Genomic DNA, 17,714 nt, shown 5'->3' on the forward strand with positions numbered 1-17,714 from the left:
TCCTTAATTCACGCCGGGAAAGAGAAGGGGGTTAGGTTGCTGGGTGAGTGCGATCGCTAGCTAATGTTCAGTCAGGGAAGGCTTAGTTTTTTACTATAGACGGATACTAGAATACGCCAATTCCCCCCATAGGGGTAGATGACTCAGTTCGTTTGGTCAAGGAAAGCTGGCGAAGCTGGGAAAGCTGGGAAAGCTGGGAAAGCTGGGGAACACCTCGACTTCGCTCGGTGTGTCAGATGGGGGAGATGTTAGCGGTTGGCGTTATTTCTGCCTTATGTCAGTTCTGCTGTCTTGTCATCAAAACCTGAGAATGTCAGGATTTGTAAATTTATTCCTCCAGAAATAGACGATCATTACCGCAAAAAAGTATCATTAGATACAGAAATAGAATCTACCTGAGAGTTTTGACTCAGATCAGTGCAGTGGATCGGTGGGTAGGTTGCGGTAATCACATTGATATAATCTTATGGATGTCGAGACAGCGATCGATTGGGATGAAGCCTTTGAATATCTACCCGGTTCTCTGGTGGAATTGAAAGCACAACCAGGAACCACACATCGTATTGACTTTTATGAACCCATGATGGTTCCCCCGATTTGGTTAGTGGATGATCCACGTCCCCGCTATCCCCACGAGTTAAGGATCGTATCACGCCTGAATGAGCGGGTTTGTTCATTAGAGTCTCAAGCCGTTTAAACGCAGAAGCCTCTAAGGTAGAACTTAAGTAGGTCGGCACAATAAAAGTTAACGGTGGAGATTGTCATTCGTCATACTCGCTCCCGACACGGAGCAAGTTACGTCGTCCTTCATTTGTAAGGGTTTAATCACACGATTTTCTGGTATACTTTTCATTATGGAAAAATGTGCCTGCCTATAACCTCGAATTGTCAGTTAATGGATAAGTCGAATCAGGAGATATACGTTTGCGGCGCTCTGTACAGCTTATTCAAGGAATTGATAATCAAATCGTTGAGGCGGTTCTACTTACTCTCACCCAGAACCACATTGATGACGTTGAGAATTTGTGGAGAGAACAGCTAAGGCTATATCGTCAAGATGATAAGTATTGGGATTGGCTATTTAAGAAACGCATTTCTGGTTCTTGGGATAACTATGAAAGTTATGCGATTGAGTATCAGGAAAAAACCCAAGGACTATTATGGTTGGAAACTCAGCAACATCGTTCTCAGGTTGAAATCGGACAAAGACTGGTCTACATTGAAGCTTTAGCCTCAGCACCTTGGAATCGAAGGGCAATTCAACAACCTCCTGAGTTGAAGGGTGTGGGAACTGTGTTATTAAATTTTGCCCGGTTTAGGAGTTTAAACTTAGGATATGAAGGTAGAGTGGCTCTCCATGCATTACCCGGAGCAGAACGATTCTACGATTCCAGGAATATGATGAACTTTGGAGCTGATGCGGATAAAGAGGATTTGATTTACTTCGAGTATGGACGGCTCAGACGATAGTAAATTGAGGGGAGGCAATTTTAGATGCAGTTTGATTGGCAAACATTCACTTATGATGAAGAATGGCTCAGGGAAGCCGTGCGTTTGGAAGCGGAAGCGGATTGTGATATCAGTGCGGGGTTTGACTGGGGAGCTAATCTGGGAGCAGTAATGGCAAATCCAGAAAACTATAGCCAATTGGTTCGGTTACGCTCAATTGTACTGCAAGCTTTTAAGGAACTTTTGGCAGATTGGAATTTAGGAGTAGGAGCTGATGCGGCACTGGTTTGTGGACGAGAATTACTCATGGAGCGGTTGCTTCATCCTACTCCAAACGTGCAGGAGCAGTTGTTGGCTGTATTAGAGGAAGATTTAACCACCTCACCAGGAGATAGCCAGACACTTCGAGCTGGTTTGCCCGAAGTATTACGGGATATTTTAACACCAGAGGATTGGGAACGGATTGCAGTAACGGCGGGAAACTATGTGCGCGAACAGGTAGTTGAGAGAGTGCAAAGGGTGAAGACGGCTTGAGCCGCGTTATGATAATCAAATGAACTTGTAGGGGCGGGTTTTACCGTTACCTGGGGCGACAAACCCCCTAATTCAATAAACCCGCCCTGCTCCCAACCATTAATGTGTATAATCCAGTTGGTGTAGGTTATAGGTGAGTGGGTCGAGTTCCGTGAATTCTCTTCGCCTAGGCTTGTTGAGGGCTAAAGCCCTTACTACGAACTACGAATTTTCACCAAAGAGGGCGTAAATTCAGGGTAAATCCGGGTAACACCTCTTCTCCCGAAAGAGTATCTGGAGCCTCTAAAATTTCAACAGCTTGCTGGGAACGATAAATTTCTACTCGCCTCTGTTCCGGCGCAATTAACCAGCCCAAACGGACGCCATTGTCAATATATTCCTTCATTTTATCTTGGGTGGCTTTTAACGTATCGGAAGGAGACATCAGTTCCACAACAAAATCGGGGCAAATTGGCGGAAACTTGGTGCGTTGTTCTGGAGACAAAGCATCCCACCGTTCCTGTCTCACCCAAGCCAGATCAGGAGAACGATTGGCACCATTAGGAAGTTTAAAGCAGGTAGAGGAGTCAAACCCAACCCCTAATCGAGTTTGGCGATTCCATAACCCAAAATCAATGACAAGTTCAAAGTTTTGATTCCCGGTTTCTCCGCCAGTGGGGGGCATAATAATTAATTCTCCGTGGGAATTGCGTTCAAATTTCAGATCAGGATTAGCCCGACATAACTGATAAAATTGGTCATCAGTTAACTGAATAACTGGGTTAAAATCTATGGTATAAGCCGTCATTTTATTTTTACCTGTTAACTCCACTTCATTGGATTCATTCCCTATTCTCGGTCATTCTCTGACACCGCCTACATTTAGATTGAGGCGAGTCGAGTTAGGTTAATTCTCATACCTCCACATTTAAGCAGCGACTCGCCCCTACAATTGTGATCATGTCAATTTCTCTGATCATCCGTTTGGTCAAATTAATAATCGGTAGTGGCGACGTCCTTGCATTACTTAATAATACCCGTCTATTCAATTTACTCGGGTCACTCTTACTCAGGTTGCCCATCGCATATTTGCCTATATTTTAAATGGGTTGGGTTATAGTCGCCAAAGGAACCTTGAGCACACCTTAACCCTCAATACATTTAACGCCAAGATATCCCCTATTCGGATAACCAATCGGAGCGGACGTTGTTGTTTCCGGTCGTGATGTATCACACTATAAGAAGAAAGTCAAGTTCACTGCTGTTTTACCTTGTCATCCAGTTGCCATCAATCCCATGCGGGACGAACCAGGAACAACGTTTCCCAATGATTGAAACCAAACAACCCGAAGACGTAGCCGACTATAACCAGAGTTCATTGAACGCCCTCGATCGCGCGATCGCCTTTTCTCAGGGTGAATTTTCCCTTGTCCTAGTGCGCTGTAATTACAAGCGGCTACAGAAGCGTATATTACACCAACTGCACGAACGCGCTCAAGGTCGATATCAAATTCAGGAATTAGTTCTCCCCGAATCCGTCACCACCCTTTACACCACGATTCAGAATTATGTGGACAGGAATCAGCCGGTAGAGACGCGCCATGGCGCGTCTGGCAATAAGGTTGTAGGGACAGCTTTTAACGATAACATTTCCGACACAACCCATAGCTTAACCAAACCCACTCTACTGGGGGAGGCGAAAAAACAGGAAAATCAAGAAGATGATAGGGAGGTTCCACCGGAAAGTCTCTCGGTGGAACCTCTCCAAGAAGGGGGTGGGTTTAGTCACATCAGGGTAACAACCAACAATAATGGTGAACCCCGCCCCTACCTTCCTCAAGATAGAGAAGCAGGGGAAGCTTGTAGAGACGTTCCGGTGGAACGTCTGGGAGAAGAAATTAAAATTAGAGCTGATTCGAGCCGTATTGATCCCCCTCCCGCTCTAATTATCCTGGGACTCGAATCCGTCGAAGCCCTGGATGACTTGCTCACCTCCACCAATCAAGTGCGGGATGAATTTCGCAAACGCTTACCCTTCCCCCTAGTCTTATGGGTGAATGACGAAGTATTGCACAAACTCGTCCGCTCTGCTCCCGATTTTAGCAGTTGGGCGGCAACTCCAATTAAGTTTGAAATTGCTACCGATGAACTCCTCGATTTGCTGCAACAAAAAGCAGACTCCCTATTTAAAACTGTACTAAAAGGAACTCCGGGACGATATGCGCCGTGGCGTATCTGTACCCACCATGCCCATCTCAATTTAGCCACAGGATGTCGCTCCCGCGCCGAACTTGACTGCGCCCTCCATGACTTAGAACAGCGCCAAGAAACGATTACTCCGGAACTAGAAGCGAGTCTGCAATTTGTTTTAGGGCAATATGATTATGCCAATGATTATATCGATGCCGCCGTTATCCGTTATCAAAAAAGCCTTTGGTATTGGCGCGTCACCAATAACTTAGAACGTCAAGGTGTTCTCCTATTTCATTTAGGCTTATGTTATTGCCGGAATGCAGACTTGCATCGGGCGCAACGACACCGCAACTGGGAAGAAGCTTGGCCCTATCTTCAGCAAGCGGTTGAGGCGTTTGAACGGGCGGAACGTCCGGATTTAGTGGCGCAGTTTATTACCCAACAGGCGGAAGTGTTGCAACATTTGGAAGGCTGGGACTCCCTGCAACACGTCGCCCAACAGTGCTTACGAGTCCATCAACACTACGGTTCTCCGGTGCAACTGGCGCAAGATTACGGCTTTTTAGCTGAAGTCGCCCTCGTGAAACGGCGCTGGAATGATGCCAATCACTGGGCGCGGCAAGCCCTCTCTCGGTTAGAGTCGGTCTCGGATCAACTTCAAAACTACCAAGGCTTACATCCCTATTTATTGACTCAACTCTATCAACTCATCGTTGTCAAATCCTATCATCAGTTGCGTCAATCAGCAGAAGCCACCCAGCACCTGAAACGGGCGAGTCAAGACTTAACGGATGCGATTGCCAACAGCGATTATCGCTACGAACCCCAACGTTACTTATATCTCCTGGAAAGCTTACGGCGGCTGTACTTTGAGCAACACCGTTACTTAGAAGCCTTTCAGATTAAGCAAGAACAAGGGGCAGTCGAACAACTCTATGGATTTCGTGCCTTCATTGGTGCGGCTCGTCTCCAGCCTCGACGAGCCGTATCTAATCCTACCTTAAGCCCGGTTGAACAGCAAGAAATTGTGGCACAAGAAATAGCCACATCCGGGCGTCAACAGGATGTACAACGTTTAATTGAACGCTTAAGCCGGGCGGATTGCCAATTAACGGTGATTCATGGACCTTCTGGTGTGGGTAAGAGTTCCATCGTTTCCGCTGGCTTAGTTCCTGCCCTAAAGCATAGAGCATTAGGCGATCGCTTAGTGTTACCTGTGGTACTGCAAGTGTATACCGATTGGATTAAGGAACTGGATAAAGGCGTCAGAACCGCCCTATCTGGGTTAACCCCGCCTAAATCTGAGGCTTATACCCCCTCAGAAGCCCTAGGTGACGACGGTTCCGATGCAGCCATTCTCAATCAACTGCTGGCACTGTTACGAGATAACGCCGATCGCAATATCTTAACCGTGTTAATCTTTGACCAGTTTGAGGAATTTTTCCTGGGACATGCTTCTGCCCAGCAAACGCGCTTATTTCATCAGTTTTTCCAGACTTGTTTAAATCTCTCCTTTGTCAAAGTTATTATTTCCATTCGCGAAGACTTCTTACACTACTTATTAGACTTCGAGAAACTGAATCTAGAGGCAATCGACAATAACATATTAGATCGCAAAAATCGCTACCCGTTAGGTAACTTTTCCCGTCCCGATGCCCGGGCGGTAATCCAAAGCCTCACCGAACGCGCCCATTTTTACCTAGAACCCGCATTAATTGATGCCTTAGTTCAAGATTTAGGTCGAGAACTGGGAGAAGTTCGTCCGATTGAATTGCAAGTGGTTGGGGCGCAGTTACAAGCTGAAAATATCACCACGCTGGCACAATATCGGCAACGAGGTCCGGTGGAAAAGCTGGCGGAACGCTTCCTGGAAAAAGCCCTAAAAGACTGTGGCGCAGAAAACGAACAGGCGGCTTGGCTGGTGTTGCAACTTCTCACCGATGAAAATAATAATCGTCCCTTAAAAACCCGTGCCGAATTAGTCATTGAATCGGATATTGACGCCCAGCCTCTGGATTTAATCTTAGAAATATTAGAGAAATCTGGCTTAGTCTTCCTGTTACCCGAAATTCCTACTCATCGCTATCAATTGGTTCACGATTACCTGGTAGAATTTATCCGCCAAAACGAACAAAATAGTTTGCGAAAAGAACTCGAAGCACTGCGACAAAAAGATAAAGAGAGTCAAAATAAGATCCAACAACTGATTCGGGAAAAAAGCCTGCGGTCTAAATTATCAGCGGCGACGAAAAAACATGCCGCTGCTGTGGAAAAGCAACAGCAAGCCGAGGGGAAATTGAATCAAGTTCTACGACGCCGTTTGCAAGAAGCCCGAATTGCGGGCGTGACATTAGCAACATTGGCAGTGATTGCCGTCGGACTGGTATTTCGGGCAGTATTTAGTGAAACCAATGCCCGATTAATTGCCCTAAATGCTTCAGCCGAAGCCTTGGTTGCGTCCAACCGTAAATTTGACGCTTTACTGAAAAGTTTATCCGCCGCTAAAGAATTAAAACAAGCCCTGGGAGTGACACAGGAAACCCGGATGCGGGTGATTTCTACATTGCAACAGGTGGTATATGGCGTGAAAGAACGCAACCGTTTAACCAAACATAATGATTGGGTAAGTAGCGTTAGCTTTAGTCCCGATGGGAAATTAATTGCATCGGCGTCTAGGGATAAAACGATTCAACTGTGGAGTCAGCAAGGGGAATGGTTGAATGAAGTAGGGAGACATAATCAGGGGGTGTATGCGGTTCGCTTCAGTCCTCAGGGTGAGATATTAGCCTCTGCGAGTGAGGATAATACGATTAAACTTTGGAGTCGAGAGGGTCGATTATTAAGAACCTTAATTGGACATCGCGATCGTGTCCACAGTATCAGCTTTAGTCCCGATGGTCAACGACTTGTCTCTGCGAGTGAGGATAATACGGTTAAACTCTGGCGTATCGATGACGGAAAGCTGCTGAAAACCCTTTCCGGTCATAATCATTGGGTGTTAGATGTAAGTTTTTCTACCAATGGTCAGTTGATTGCTTCAGCCAGTCGTGATAAAACAATTAAACTGTGGCAATCTGATGGTACATTACTCAAAACCTTAACCGCCCACAATCAACCTGTACTCGACATCAGTTTTAGTCCCGATGGACAATATCTCGTCTCTGCCAGTGCAGATAAAACCGTCAAACTGTGGCGAACTGATGGCAAATTACTCAACACCCTATCCGGACATCAAGATGCTGTAATTACCGTTACTTATAGTCCAGATGGTCAGATGATAGCCTCTGGGAGTGACGACAATACGATTAAACTCTGGCGTCCCGATGGTACATTAATTGACACATTACAGGGACATGGTAAAGCAATTCTGGGATTAGGATTCAGTCCCAATGGCAAAATATTAGCCTCTGCCAGTGCCGATAATACCATCAAACTCTGGCAAGTTGAGGGAGGTATGTTGCAACCGATTCCTGGACATAGCCAACCCATCAGCAGTGTCAGTTTTTCCGCCAATGGTCAGAGAATTGCTACCGCTAGCTGGGATAATACGGTGAAACTTTGGACTCGTCAGGGGCAATTGTTAAAAACAATTGCAGCACATCAAGATTCGGTCAATAGTGTTAGTTTTTCAGATAACGGTGAGACCCTAGCCACAGGCAGTGACGATAAGACAATTAAAATCTGGAATCAAGATGGAACCTGGCAGAAAACCCTGTCCGGACATAAGGATGGGGTAACCAGTGTTAATTTTAGTCCCGATGGTCAGCGACTCGTATCCAGTAGCGCGGATCAAACAGTCAAACTATGGCAAATTGATGGCAAATTGGAGAAAACCTTAAGCGGTCATCAAGGGACAGTGTGGGGCGTAAGTTTTAGTCCTGATGGGTCTTTAATTGCATCCGCATCTGAAGATACAACGGTGAAACTTTGGAGTCGTAACGGCAGGTTTATCAAAACATTGAGGGGGCATACAGATTCGGTAAATTGGGTAACCTTTAGTCCCGATGGCGAGTTTATTGCCTCAGCCAGCAATGATGGAACGGTGAATCTCTGGAATCGAGAGGGAAAGTTAGTGCGTCCCTTGAAGGGACATAATGGATCAGTTAATTGGGTAAGCTTTAGTCCCGATGGCAACTTTATTGCCTCAGGAAGTGATGACAAAACCGTTAATCTTTGGAGTAGGCAAACCGGTCATTTAATTAACTCCTTTATCGGTCATCAGGATGCTGTGTTTGGCGTCAGTTTCAGTCCTGATGGTAATATTTTGGCATCAGCGTCTCAAGACACGACGGTTATTTTGTGGAATTTAGATTTAACGGATTTAGTCGAACGCAGTTGTTATTGGTTGGAGGATTATTTACAAAATCATTCAGAGTCGTTAACCCTTAATAATGCCAATTCCCAGGATTTTAGGGCATTGTGTGAGGGGAGATAGATAATTTCACGTTCATCGTTCATCTTTCCTGGCAATCTAGTCGAATGATACTGAAATTTTGGCTGGTGGGCGATGCCCACCCTACGATATATCAAGATATGTAATTTTAAAAGTTCGATGCCTTTGGCTTCCCCCTTTTGAAGGGGGACGGGAGGGGGATCGACAAGGGGATCTGAAGAGGGACTTTAACGGTAGCAGGGTGTGTTAATATAGCTGTTACCGCTGTATGACAATTTAAGTCTTTGAACCCGTTTTAACGGGTTTTAGCTTTTAGCCAGAACTTTAGTTCTCTGCTATTTCTATTATTTCCGTTGTAATTCCTAAAATAGAATACCCATTTAAGGGAATGACAGAACTTTTTTACTGTCGTTTTGCATAATTAATTCAAGTAACCAAAAACAAACAACCGTTAACCCCGTCAAAACTGTACCCGTGGCAAAACACCAACTATATCCAAAACTCGCCGCTATATAGCCGCTGACAAGAGAACCCACCATTGTTGCCACCCCAATAATTGAATTATAGACTCCCAGCGCCATTCCTTCCTCACCTTTGGTTGCCAAACTTGCGACTGAAAGGGTACTGGCAACATTAATCACAGCCCAGGTTACACCCGTAAACAGATGAGCAAATCCAATCATAACTAAACTCGCTGGTGTTGGCTTTAAAAGTGCCAGAAGGGTAAAAACAATAAAAACTGCCACCCGCACGGCTGTTCCCAGCGTTTGCCATCTAAGGCTGTCATGGTTTTGTACAAACCGACCGATGGGAAAATAGAGAAATGCCTCAATCAACGCCTTGCCAAAAATAATTAAGAAAATCAAGGAATTGGTCGCTCCCAAAACCTCAGCCAGAAAAATCGGGAAGGGAAGATAGACAATTTGAACCGCTAGAAAAAATAGAGCCGAACAAAGGTAATAAAGATTAAGGGGACTATAGAGTTTTTGATGCGCCTGATTTAACCACTCTGGACGCAGGATAAAGTAAATCATCCGGGATGGATAAAACAGCACTCGCCGTTCAATCACACCGACAGAGAGTCGTCCCAGTAACGATGGGCTAAATAGGCGATTTGGACGAACCTGCGGCGGTTCCTTTACCCAGATTAAACAGAGAATTAAGCTGAGAAATGTTGCCCCAGATGCAAAAACAAATAAACTTCGCATCGCTGAGACAGTACCCCACGAATCCGAGACAAGTTCTTGCCAAATCCCGCCGCCAATTAAAGCGATAACAAAACTCCAACCCCCAATCAGATAAAACCGACCAAATGATTGAGACCATTGTTTTTCGGGAATAGTGTCTAATACGAGGGCAGTGGATACAGGAATAATGGCTGCCATCACAAATCCTGCCAATATACTGAATTGCTGCACTTGAACCAAATTGTCTGCCACACCAATCCGCCACATACACAACGCAAATCCAACATATCCTAGAATTAGAAACGGGCGACGGTATCCTAATCGGTCAGAGAGATTTCCCCACAGGATAAAAGCAACCACACCAGCCAGGGAGACTAAGGAATTGGTTTTACCTACATCGGTGATACTCCCACCAAAGACTTGCACGATAAAAAGGGGAAGCAGGTTAATGAAAAAGCATTCCCCTATTTTGTACGGAACTAAGTGGAAAAACCAAAGCGGAGTTGAAGATGAGGATCTAACTTTAACCATAAATTTTCTGTAAATTTATAGATAATTTGCGGCTCATTTACATAAAAAAGCCGCATAAAATTTCTCTAAACTAGGGCTGGGCTTGGTCGCAAAGTCCTGACTATTCGTCGCTCAGAGCCAATTGTCTGAAGCCAACAAATTGTAGCGAAGCTGCCAAGCTAATATGAGGTCTCCTTTGGGATTAAATGAGTAGATAAATGCCTATATCCCTAAGTATACATCTTCTAGCCATCAAGATCTTCTGTCTGTTTCCTCTGCTTCCAGACGTTCTACCAGAACGTTTCTACTAAGCTGTCATGCATTTAAATTGGGTATTAGTAGCGAGCAAGATGCTCGCACTACACGGCTTTCGCTATTATTGACATTAAGGTTTAAATTCCGAACAGCTTACCCCTGCTCCCTAACCCCACCACAACCCTTATTCAGCAGACCCTATTTAGAACCCTGACTTAGTGATTGAATGAGTTTAGTAGAGACGTTGTATTGGAACATCTCTACTGGTTTGTTACCCTGAAAACGTAACACTGTTAAGCATTATCTGGAAAACTCATAGACGACCAAAAGTCCATGGGCAGTTCCTAAACCTTGCTGGAAGTTCCACTCTAGATTCCGCAACAAATAGGCAAGTTGGGGTTCAACTAAATTGGCTCTAGGGTCTTCAAAACACAGTGTCGGTGCTGTGCGTACCACGTTGCGAATTGTGCGGATCGCGTCTTGGACAACAGGGGGATAACCCGCTTGCGGTTCAGCGAGTAACTTATGAGGGTTGCGCCACTGATCTAGAGCCTCAATGCAGGCATAAACGACTACATTCCAAGCCTCTTGAAAATTCGAGAAGAAGCGATTGATGTGAGGATGATCCGGATGGGGACGATACTCAAAAATTAACTGAGACAAATCGGTGCGACAGTTAATTTCATGTAGAGAGTTAATCGCCGCCCGAATTGGAGGCGCTTCCGGATTAAATTCACGGGTATTCATGTGGCGACCCACCAAAATCGAGCGATCGCACAATCGTCGTCGGGAAATCTTTACCCCTTTACTCTCCGCTACGGCGTGGATAAACTGATCGAACTCCTCGCCACCCCAATACCGAATCTCAAATCGTTCCACCTCAATTTCGCCCCTAGCATCTGGGGGATAGATGTAGGACATTGAGTAGGTATTCATCGTGGATTGCTTCCCAGCCGATTCTCCCCAGTAGCGGGGCCACTCATAGGAATAACGACCCAGAAAATCACCCACAAAAATGGCTTTGTCTCCTATATGGTCGCAAATATCGCCAATCACTCTGGCTAATGAGCGATCGTTGAGGTGTGACAATGCCCCATAAGAAGAAAAGTAGATATCGTAGGCAGGTTCCCCTACAGCAATGGGTAGCCCTTCATTCAAATCCGCGACTTCAAACTTGGTTTGCGGGTGGTCAGCATGGAGAGTTGCGGCTTTCTCAATCATCGCTGGACTGATATCCACACCCTTGTAGTGACCAATATCCTGATAATCCAGCACAGTCTTAATCTGAGCATCAAGTGTTGGCGGAGTTTGGGGTAAACTCGTCAGAATACCTAAGCCTTCTCCCGCACCACAGCCCAAATCCATCACCCGCAGATCAGTTCCTTCGTCTTGCTTCTGGATAACGAGGGGACTGAGAAAATGACTCATGACATTACGGTTAAAGCGGTCTTCCCATAACCGTCTCACATTGTCATGTTTACCAAATAGACCGGGAGAATGATGGTCATAAGCACCAATCGCTACAGCTTTGGCGTAATTTTTAAGAACGTCGAGTTGCTTCATGCGGTTGAGATTGTTGCTAATTAGGGACATTCATCAATGCCTGATTCTATAAACGACTGGGATTGATCCCAGCGTCGCCTCAGATACAGCAAAAGCCAGTTAATCTTACCACGCTCTGACTTTGCCCGATTGATTGTTCATTGTGTGCTGTTTATCAGCCTTGACCCAAGATAAATTACTTTATGAATAAAAATTAAGCCAGTTCGGAAACAGCAGACCAGGATGATCAACACCAACGAGTTGCAAACACGAGCCAAAATAACGGAGCAGTTACCCGATATCCTCCAAGATTTGCATCGCTTATATCAGCCTCTGAAAGCCGGATCAGTCGCCGACTATATCCCAGAGTTGGCACAAGCGAATCCGGATTGGTTTGGGATTACGGTGGTGACGGTGGATGGTCAGGTTTATACCGTTGGTGATACGTCGATCCCGTTTACGATTCAGTCAATTTCAAAACCGTTTGTCTATGGACTGGCTCTCGAAGATCGCGGACTGGACTATGTTTTGGAACGAATTGGGGTTGAACCAACCGGAGAACCCTTTAATGAAATTATCGAACATGAGGAGATCCAAGAGCGAAAATATAATCCGATGGTGAATGCGGGCGCGATCGCCACCACCAGCCTGATTAAAGGATTAGATTTATTTGAGCGGCAAACTCGCTTACTGCGTATGTTCCACCGCTATATCGGTCGAGACGTGCAAGTGGATCAGGCTGTTTTCCAGTCCAAGAAGAAAACCGATAACCTGAATCGAGCGATCGCCTACATCATGCAGAATTTTGGCTTGCTCGAAGGCAAGATTGATGACATTCTCGACCTTTACTTCCAGCAGTGCGCCTTAATGGTCAATTGCCAGGACTTAGCGGTGATGGCGGGTACTCTGGCAAATGCTGGCATCAATCCAATTACAGGAGAAAGCGCCTTGAAAGCCGATTATGTGAAAAACTTAATCAGCATCATGTACACCTGTGGTCTCTATGACTTCTCCGGTCAATGGGCGTATAAAGTCGGTCTTCCTGCCAAAAGTGGTCTATCTGGGGCAATTATTGGCGTCGTTCCCAACCAAATGGGAATTGCTGTGTTTTCTCCTCCCCTAGGGGAACACAGTAAAAGCCTGCGAGGGGTCAAGGTATTTGAAGCCCTCTCTAAGCACTTGCGACTTCATGTCTTTGATAAAGTCGTTGAGATGTCAGGTGATTTCCCAGACAGGATTGACCTAGACAGTAACAACGGTATGCCGATTAAAAATGACCCATTGGCGATGTCCCAAACACCGTCCTATCCCCAGTCGCGGGCAGTTGATGAAGGCACAACGAACACGCTACCGATGCGAGAAGCCCTCCCCAAGGTTATGCCAAAACTCAACTCAGCAGCCATGATCGCTCAGTTGCATGTGAGTCCCACGTCCTTTATTACCGATTTGCGGGAACTGCATCGCCAGTATCTTCCCATCAAACAAGGGAAAATTTATGTAAGCGAACCGGATCTGGTGGAAATTAACCCCGATTGGTTTGGTATCTGTATTGTTACCGTCGATGGTCAAGTTTACACGGTTGGCGATTGGGAGCAACCGTTCTTAATTCAGTCCATCTCGAAAGTGTTTGCCTATGGAATGGCACTTTCGGATTGGGGACGGGATTATGTGGTCAGCCGAGTGGATGTGGAACCAACCGGAGATGCCTATAACTCGCTAATCAAGGTTGAGGAGAACTCCAAGCGCCCCTACAATCCCATGGTAAATACAGGTGCGATCGCGATTACCAATTTAATTGAGGGAAAAAGACCCGCCCATCGGCTCAATCGCATCCTGGAAATGTATCGCCGCTATATTGGTCACCGTGTCTTTGTCGATACACCCACCTTAGTCTCCGAACAGACAGCAGGCGATCGCAACTGGGCAATTGCGTACTTGCTACGGAACTTTGGCATGATTTCTGGGGACATTAAACAAACCCTTGATCTCTATCTCCAGCAGTGTTCGGTCATTATCAACTGCCACGATTTAGCGGTGATGGGAGCCACCCTTGCCAACAATGGGATCAATCCAATGACGGGAGAACAAGCGATTCATTCCCCCTATGTTAAGGACTTACTGAGTATTATGTTTACCTGTGGCATGTATGACTTTGCGGGGGAATGGGTGTACAAAGTCGGATTTCCGGCTAAGAGTGGTGTCGGTGGCGGCATTATTGGCGTTGTTCCCGGTGTAATGGGAATTGCCGTCTTTTCACCGCCCTTGGATAAGCGGGGGAACAGTATCCGAGGGATTAAAGTGTGTGAGGAACTATCGAGGCGCTTCGGCTTACACATCTTTCAATCTTAAAGATTTGCCCCTCCTTCTCCCCCGGCTCCCAGACGTGCCATGGCACGTCTCTACATTGCTCCCCCTGCTTCCCCTGCTTCCCCTGCTCCCCCTGCTCCCCCTGCTCCCATCTGCTTCCCCTGCTTCCCCTGCTCCCCCTGCTCCCCCTGCTCCCATCTGCTTCCCCTGCTCCCCCAGCTCCCCTAAACGGGTCGTTCTGACCAACGAGCAACATTCGCCAGAATTGATTCCGGCTGCTCAAATACATCCATAAAGATCTGATGATAATAGCACTCTTCCGCAGAACGTAATCGCGCTTCTGGATGTTTCTGGCGATAGGCTTGGGCTTCGTCTTCACTCATTCCCTTTGCCAGCATTTGCGTTAATAAATCCACTGTGCCACTGCCTTCATCAAACTGCTCTTTCGTGCGCCAAACAATTTCAGAAGGTAGCAGATCCTCAAAGGCTTTTCGCAAAATCCATTTTTCTACTAATGGATCACCCGCGAGTTTTAAATGGGCGGGAATTCTTTGACCGAGTTCAATCATTTTCAGATCTAAAAAGGGAACTCGTCCTTCCAGGGAGTGAGCCATGGTTAAACGGTCAACTCGCTGTAAGTTAATATTGTGCAGGCTCGTCACTGAGCGACGCAATTCGCGATGTAGTGTATCGTTATCAGGAATGCCTTTGTAGTAGGTGTAACCCGCAAACAGTTCATCAGCCCCCTCGCCCGTGAGAATCACCTTGACATACTCGGCGGCGAGTCGTGAGGTAAAGTAACAAGGAATCGCACTACGAACTAAGTCTTGGTCAAAGGATTCCAAGGAATAAATTATTTCGGGTAGCTTCTCCTGAACTTCTTTGGGTGTAATTAGATATTCATGGTGAATCGTATCCAGATACTGGGAGACTAAACGGGCAGCTTTTATGTCTTTACTCCCTTCAATCCCCACCGAGAAGGTATGCAGTTTCTCGATATGCTGTCTGGCTACCGCCGTGGTGATACTGCTGTCTAAGCCACCGGAGAGGAAGCAACCGAGGGGAACATCACTCATCAGGCGCTTGACAACAGACGCTTCCACGGTTTCCCGCACTTCGCGAATTAAAGCGTCTGCATCTGCGTCTACCTCTGGCTGAATATCTGGCACTTGGTAGAACGTCGAAAACCCGGTTTCTGAGGAGAAAAAGGTTCCGGCTGGGAATTCCTGAACATTGTCGCAAAAATTCGCGATCGCTTTGAGTTCTGAGGCAAAAACAAACGCATTGTCTTTTTTGCCATAGTATAGGGGTTTGATGCCAATGGGATCACGGGCAGCAAAGAATTTATCCCCATCCGCGATCGCAAAGGCGTACATGCCATCGAGTTGGTCAACAGACTCGATTCCCTGATCTTCGTACAGATGCAAAATTGCCTCTGTATCACTTTTAGTCCGGAACTTAAATCGTTCCGCTAACTGGGGAAGTAACTGGGGAAAGTTATAAATTTCGCCATTTCCGACAATCACTCGCGCTTGGCGATCGCCGTATATCGGTTGGTTTCCCCCTTGCGGGTCCATAATACTCAACCGTCGATGTCCCAGAACACCTGCCTTAGTCGGAGATACAAACATTCCTTCAGCGTCTGGACCTCGATGGATTAAAGTATCCATCATCTTTTTAACGCTGGTTTGATCAATTTGCCCCCATATTCCAGCAATACCACACATTTATGCTATGCACTCCTTTTAGTTTGGGTTTCCATCGAGTGATTTTGCCACGCCTATCAATTTTGACACATACAGACAGATCCCCGACTTCTCCAAGAAGTCGGGGATCTTGCTTAGATTAATCGTTAACCCACGCCACATCAAAGAGTATGGCATCGGCAATATACAACCACCCCTATCGCGTCCAAGTTGAAAACTGGAGATTATCTTCGGGAAAAACTACAGGTTTCAACGTAGACGCGGTTTCCATCAGTTACACATTCGCGGGTACTTGCGCCTTAGATGTTAACCGTTCGTAAGTGGATCGCATCTTCAGCCCCACCAGAATCTGGAACAACCCAGAACCATTGTTAGAACCGGGATAGTCCTTATGCTTGAGCAACAGTTCGGTCATCTCACCATAGTATTTCGTGGAGGTGTTGCTGAGGTGACTTTCGATGTAAATCATCTCCTCTAGATTGTCAAATTGACCATCCACTTCCAAGACGGAAACATCATGACCGAAGTAACTATCCGGACCATAGTACAGCTTGATCCCAGGATAAGCACAGGTCAACTTACGACCACAAGGTCTCCAGTCAATGGTAGACCCTTCATCAAACAGATAGACTGGCTCAAATCCTTCTACACCTTCCTTCTGAACCAAGCGCACCCGCAGGATCTTGCATTCCTTGTCGTCTTTGAGCAACTGAGTCGGTAATATCTGAATCACGACATCAGCAAACTCTTTTTGGGGTTCGATGTAAGCACTGAAGTCAGGGCGTCTAGCGTTAATCGACGCTAGAATATCTTCGTAGGTATGTCCCCGTTCTGCCATGTCCCGCTGGATTTTCCAGTTAATCTTGACCTCATCACTGATATCGAGATAAACACCGAAATCAACCAGCGATCGCACGCGCTCATCGTACAACGGGTGCAATCCTTCGATTACCACGACTTTATTGGGTTCTACCCGTTCCGGTGGATCAAGTTCACCAGTCTCGTGGTTATAAATTGGCTTATCAATTGCCTGACCATTTTTGAGCGCTTTGATTTGCTCATACATCAGGTCAAAATTATTCGCCTTGGGGTTAAGTGCTGTTACCCCTGCCGCTTTACGCCCTTTACGGTCTAAGCTGTGATAGTCATCTAAGCAGATGACCGTCATAAACTCTTCACCAAACAAGTCGGCTAAGCGATGCAGAAATGTGGACTTCCCGCATCCAGAGTCTCCAGCAACGGCTATTAGTACCACGCGGTCTAACTGAGTGGTCATAGTTTCCCTCTAACGCAAAAAATAGTTTCAAATAGAGTTTCCAGCAATCCAAGTCCTAAGTCTAGGGTCAACCCGTTTGTTGATCGCGTGCCTTTAACCCGTCACAGATTGGCGACAGGTGTGAGTCTTCCCCAGCGGATAAGACTCCAACCAGACACGGGGTAAGTATTTAATACTAACGGCTGTTTGTGGATTCTACCAAAATGAGATTATGTCTACAAGTCTTAACGTTTCTCCTCAATTCCTTAACATAATCCTAAAGTGAGTTGTGCAAATTGGATCAAAAAATTTCAAATTGACTCGATTTTGACTGTTTGTCGGTCAATGACCGAGTTCTCCACCGGAGCCACCTGCTGAGAATTGCCTCCTACCAGATGCCCACA

Annotated in this window: 10 protein-coding genes and 1 pseudogene; 6 read left to right on the top strand and 5 right to left on the bottom strand. The window is 46.1% G+C overall.

Annotation, left to right across the window (positions count from 1 at the left end; genetic code table 11):
* Positions 1–466 precede the first annotated feature (466 nt).
* The 3 genes from RIG66_RS31960 (at position 467) to RIG66_RS31970 (ending at position 1,983) form a co-directional block, all read left to right on the top strand.
* Positions 467–697, top strand: coding sequence for a hypothetical protein (locus RIG66_RS31960; protein ID WP_006098794.1), 231 nt, complete (start codon positions 467–469; stop codon positions 695–697).
* Positions 698–924: 227 nt separating this feature from the next.
* The gene (locus RIG66_RS31965) at positions 925–1,470 is read left to right on the top strand and encodes a GNAT family N-acetyltransferase (RefSeq protein ID WP_446383874.1); all 546 of its coding nucleotides are present in this window, start codon (positions 925–927) and stop codon (positions 1,468–1,470) included.
* Positions 1,471–1,494: 24 nt separating this feature from the next.
* Positions 1,495–1,983, top strand: a complete 489-nt coding sequence (locus RIG66_RS31970; protein WP_446383876.1) for a hypothetical protein — start codon at positions 1,495–1,497, stop codon at positions 1,981–1,983.
* Between the two features lie 211 nt (positions 1,984–2,194).
* On the opposite strand, the gene RIG66_RS31975 is transcribed toward RIG66_RS31970, so the two are convergent.
* On the bottom strand, positions 2,195–2,770 hold the full coding sequence (locus RIG66_RS31975; protein ID WP_446383878.1) for a Uma2 family endonuclease: 576 nt from the start codon (positions 2,768–2,770) through the stop codon (positions 2,195–2,197).
* A 519-nt stretch (positions 2,771–3,289) separates the two neighbouring features.
* On the opposite strand from RIG66_RS31975, the gene RIG66_RS31980 reads away from it, so the two are divergent.
* Positions 3,290–8,590 (top strand): WD40 domain-containing protein, encoded by a 5,301-nt coding sequence (locus tag RIG66_RS31980; RefSeq protein WP_446383880.1) that lies wholly within the window; start codon positions 3,290–3,292, stop codon positions 8,588–8,590.
* 338 nt (positions 8,591–8,928) lie between these two features.
* Here the strand turns inward: RIG66_RS31980 and RIG66_RS31985 are convergent, their stop codons facing one another.
* Positions 8,929–10,266: an MFS transporter gene (locus RIG66_RS31985; protein WP_446383882.1), complete on the bottom strand. Its 1,338-nt coding sequence runs from the start codon at positions 10,264–10,266 to the stop codon at positions 8,929–8,931.
* 534 nt (positions 10,267–10,800) lie between these two features.
* On the bottom strand, positions 10,801–12,093 hold the full coding sequence (locus RIG66_RS31990) for a class I SAM-dependent methyltransferase (protein WP_446383884.1): 1,293 nt from the start codon (positions 12,091–12,093) through the stop codon (positions 10,801–10,803).
* Positions 12,094–12,285: 192 nt separating this feature from the next.
* On the opposite strand from RIG66_RS31990, the pseudogene glsA (RIG66_RS31995) reads away from it, so the two are divergent.
* Both glsA (RIG66_RS31995) and glsA (RIG66_RS32000) read left to right on the top strand, forming a co-directional pair.
* Positions 12,286–13,179, top strand: a pseudogene (gene glsA, locus RIG66_RS31995) (glutaminase A); the annotation flags it as partial.
* A 264-nt stretch (positions 13,180–13,443) separates the two neighbouring features.
* Positions 13,444–14,391, top strand: coding sequence for a glutaminase A (gene glsA, locus RIG66_RS32000; RefSeq protein ID WP_446383930.1), 948 nt, complete (start codon positions 13,444–13,446; stop codon positions 14,389–14,391).
* A 182-nt stretch (positions 14,392–14,573) separates the two neighbouring features.
* On the opposite strand, the gene asnB is transcribed toward glsA (RIG66_RS32000), so the two are convergent.
* On the bottom strand, positions 14,574–16,076 hold the full coding sequence (gene asnB, locus RIG66_RS32005) for an asparagine synthase B (RefSeq protein WP_446383886.1): 1,503 nt from the start codon (positions 16,074–16,076) through the stop codon (positions 14,574–14,576).
* 253 nt (positions 16,077–16,329) lie between these two features.
* Positions 16,330–17,331 (bottom strand): phosphoribulokinase, encoded by a 1,002-nt coding sequence (locus tag RIG66_RS32010; protein WP_446383888.1) that lies wholly within the window; start codon positions 17,329–17,331, stop codon positions 16,330–16,332.
* Positions 17,332–17,714 lie beyond the last annotated feature (383 nt).

It is taken from the genome of Coleofasciculus sp. E2-BRE-01, from assembly GCF_040221695.1.
Classification (GTDB): domain Bacteria; phylum Cyanobacteriota; class Cyanobacteriia; order Cyanobacteriales; family Coleofasciculaceae; genus Coleofasciculus.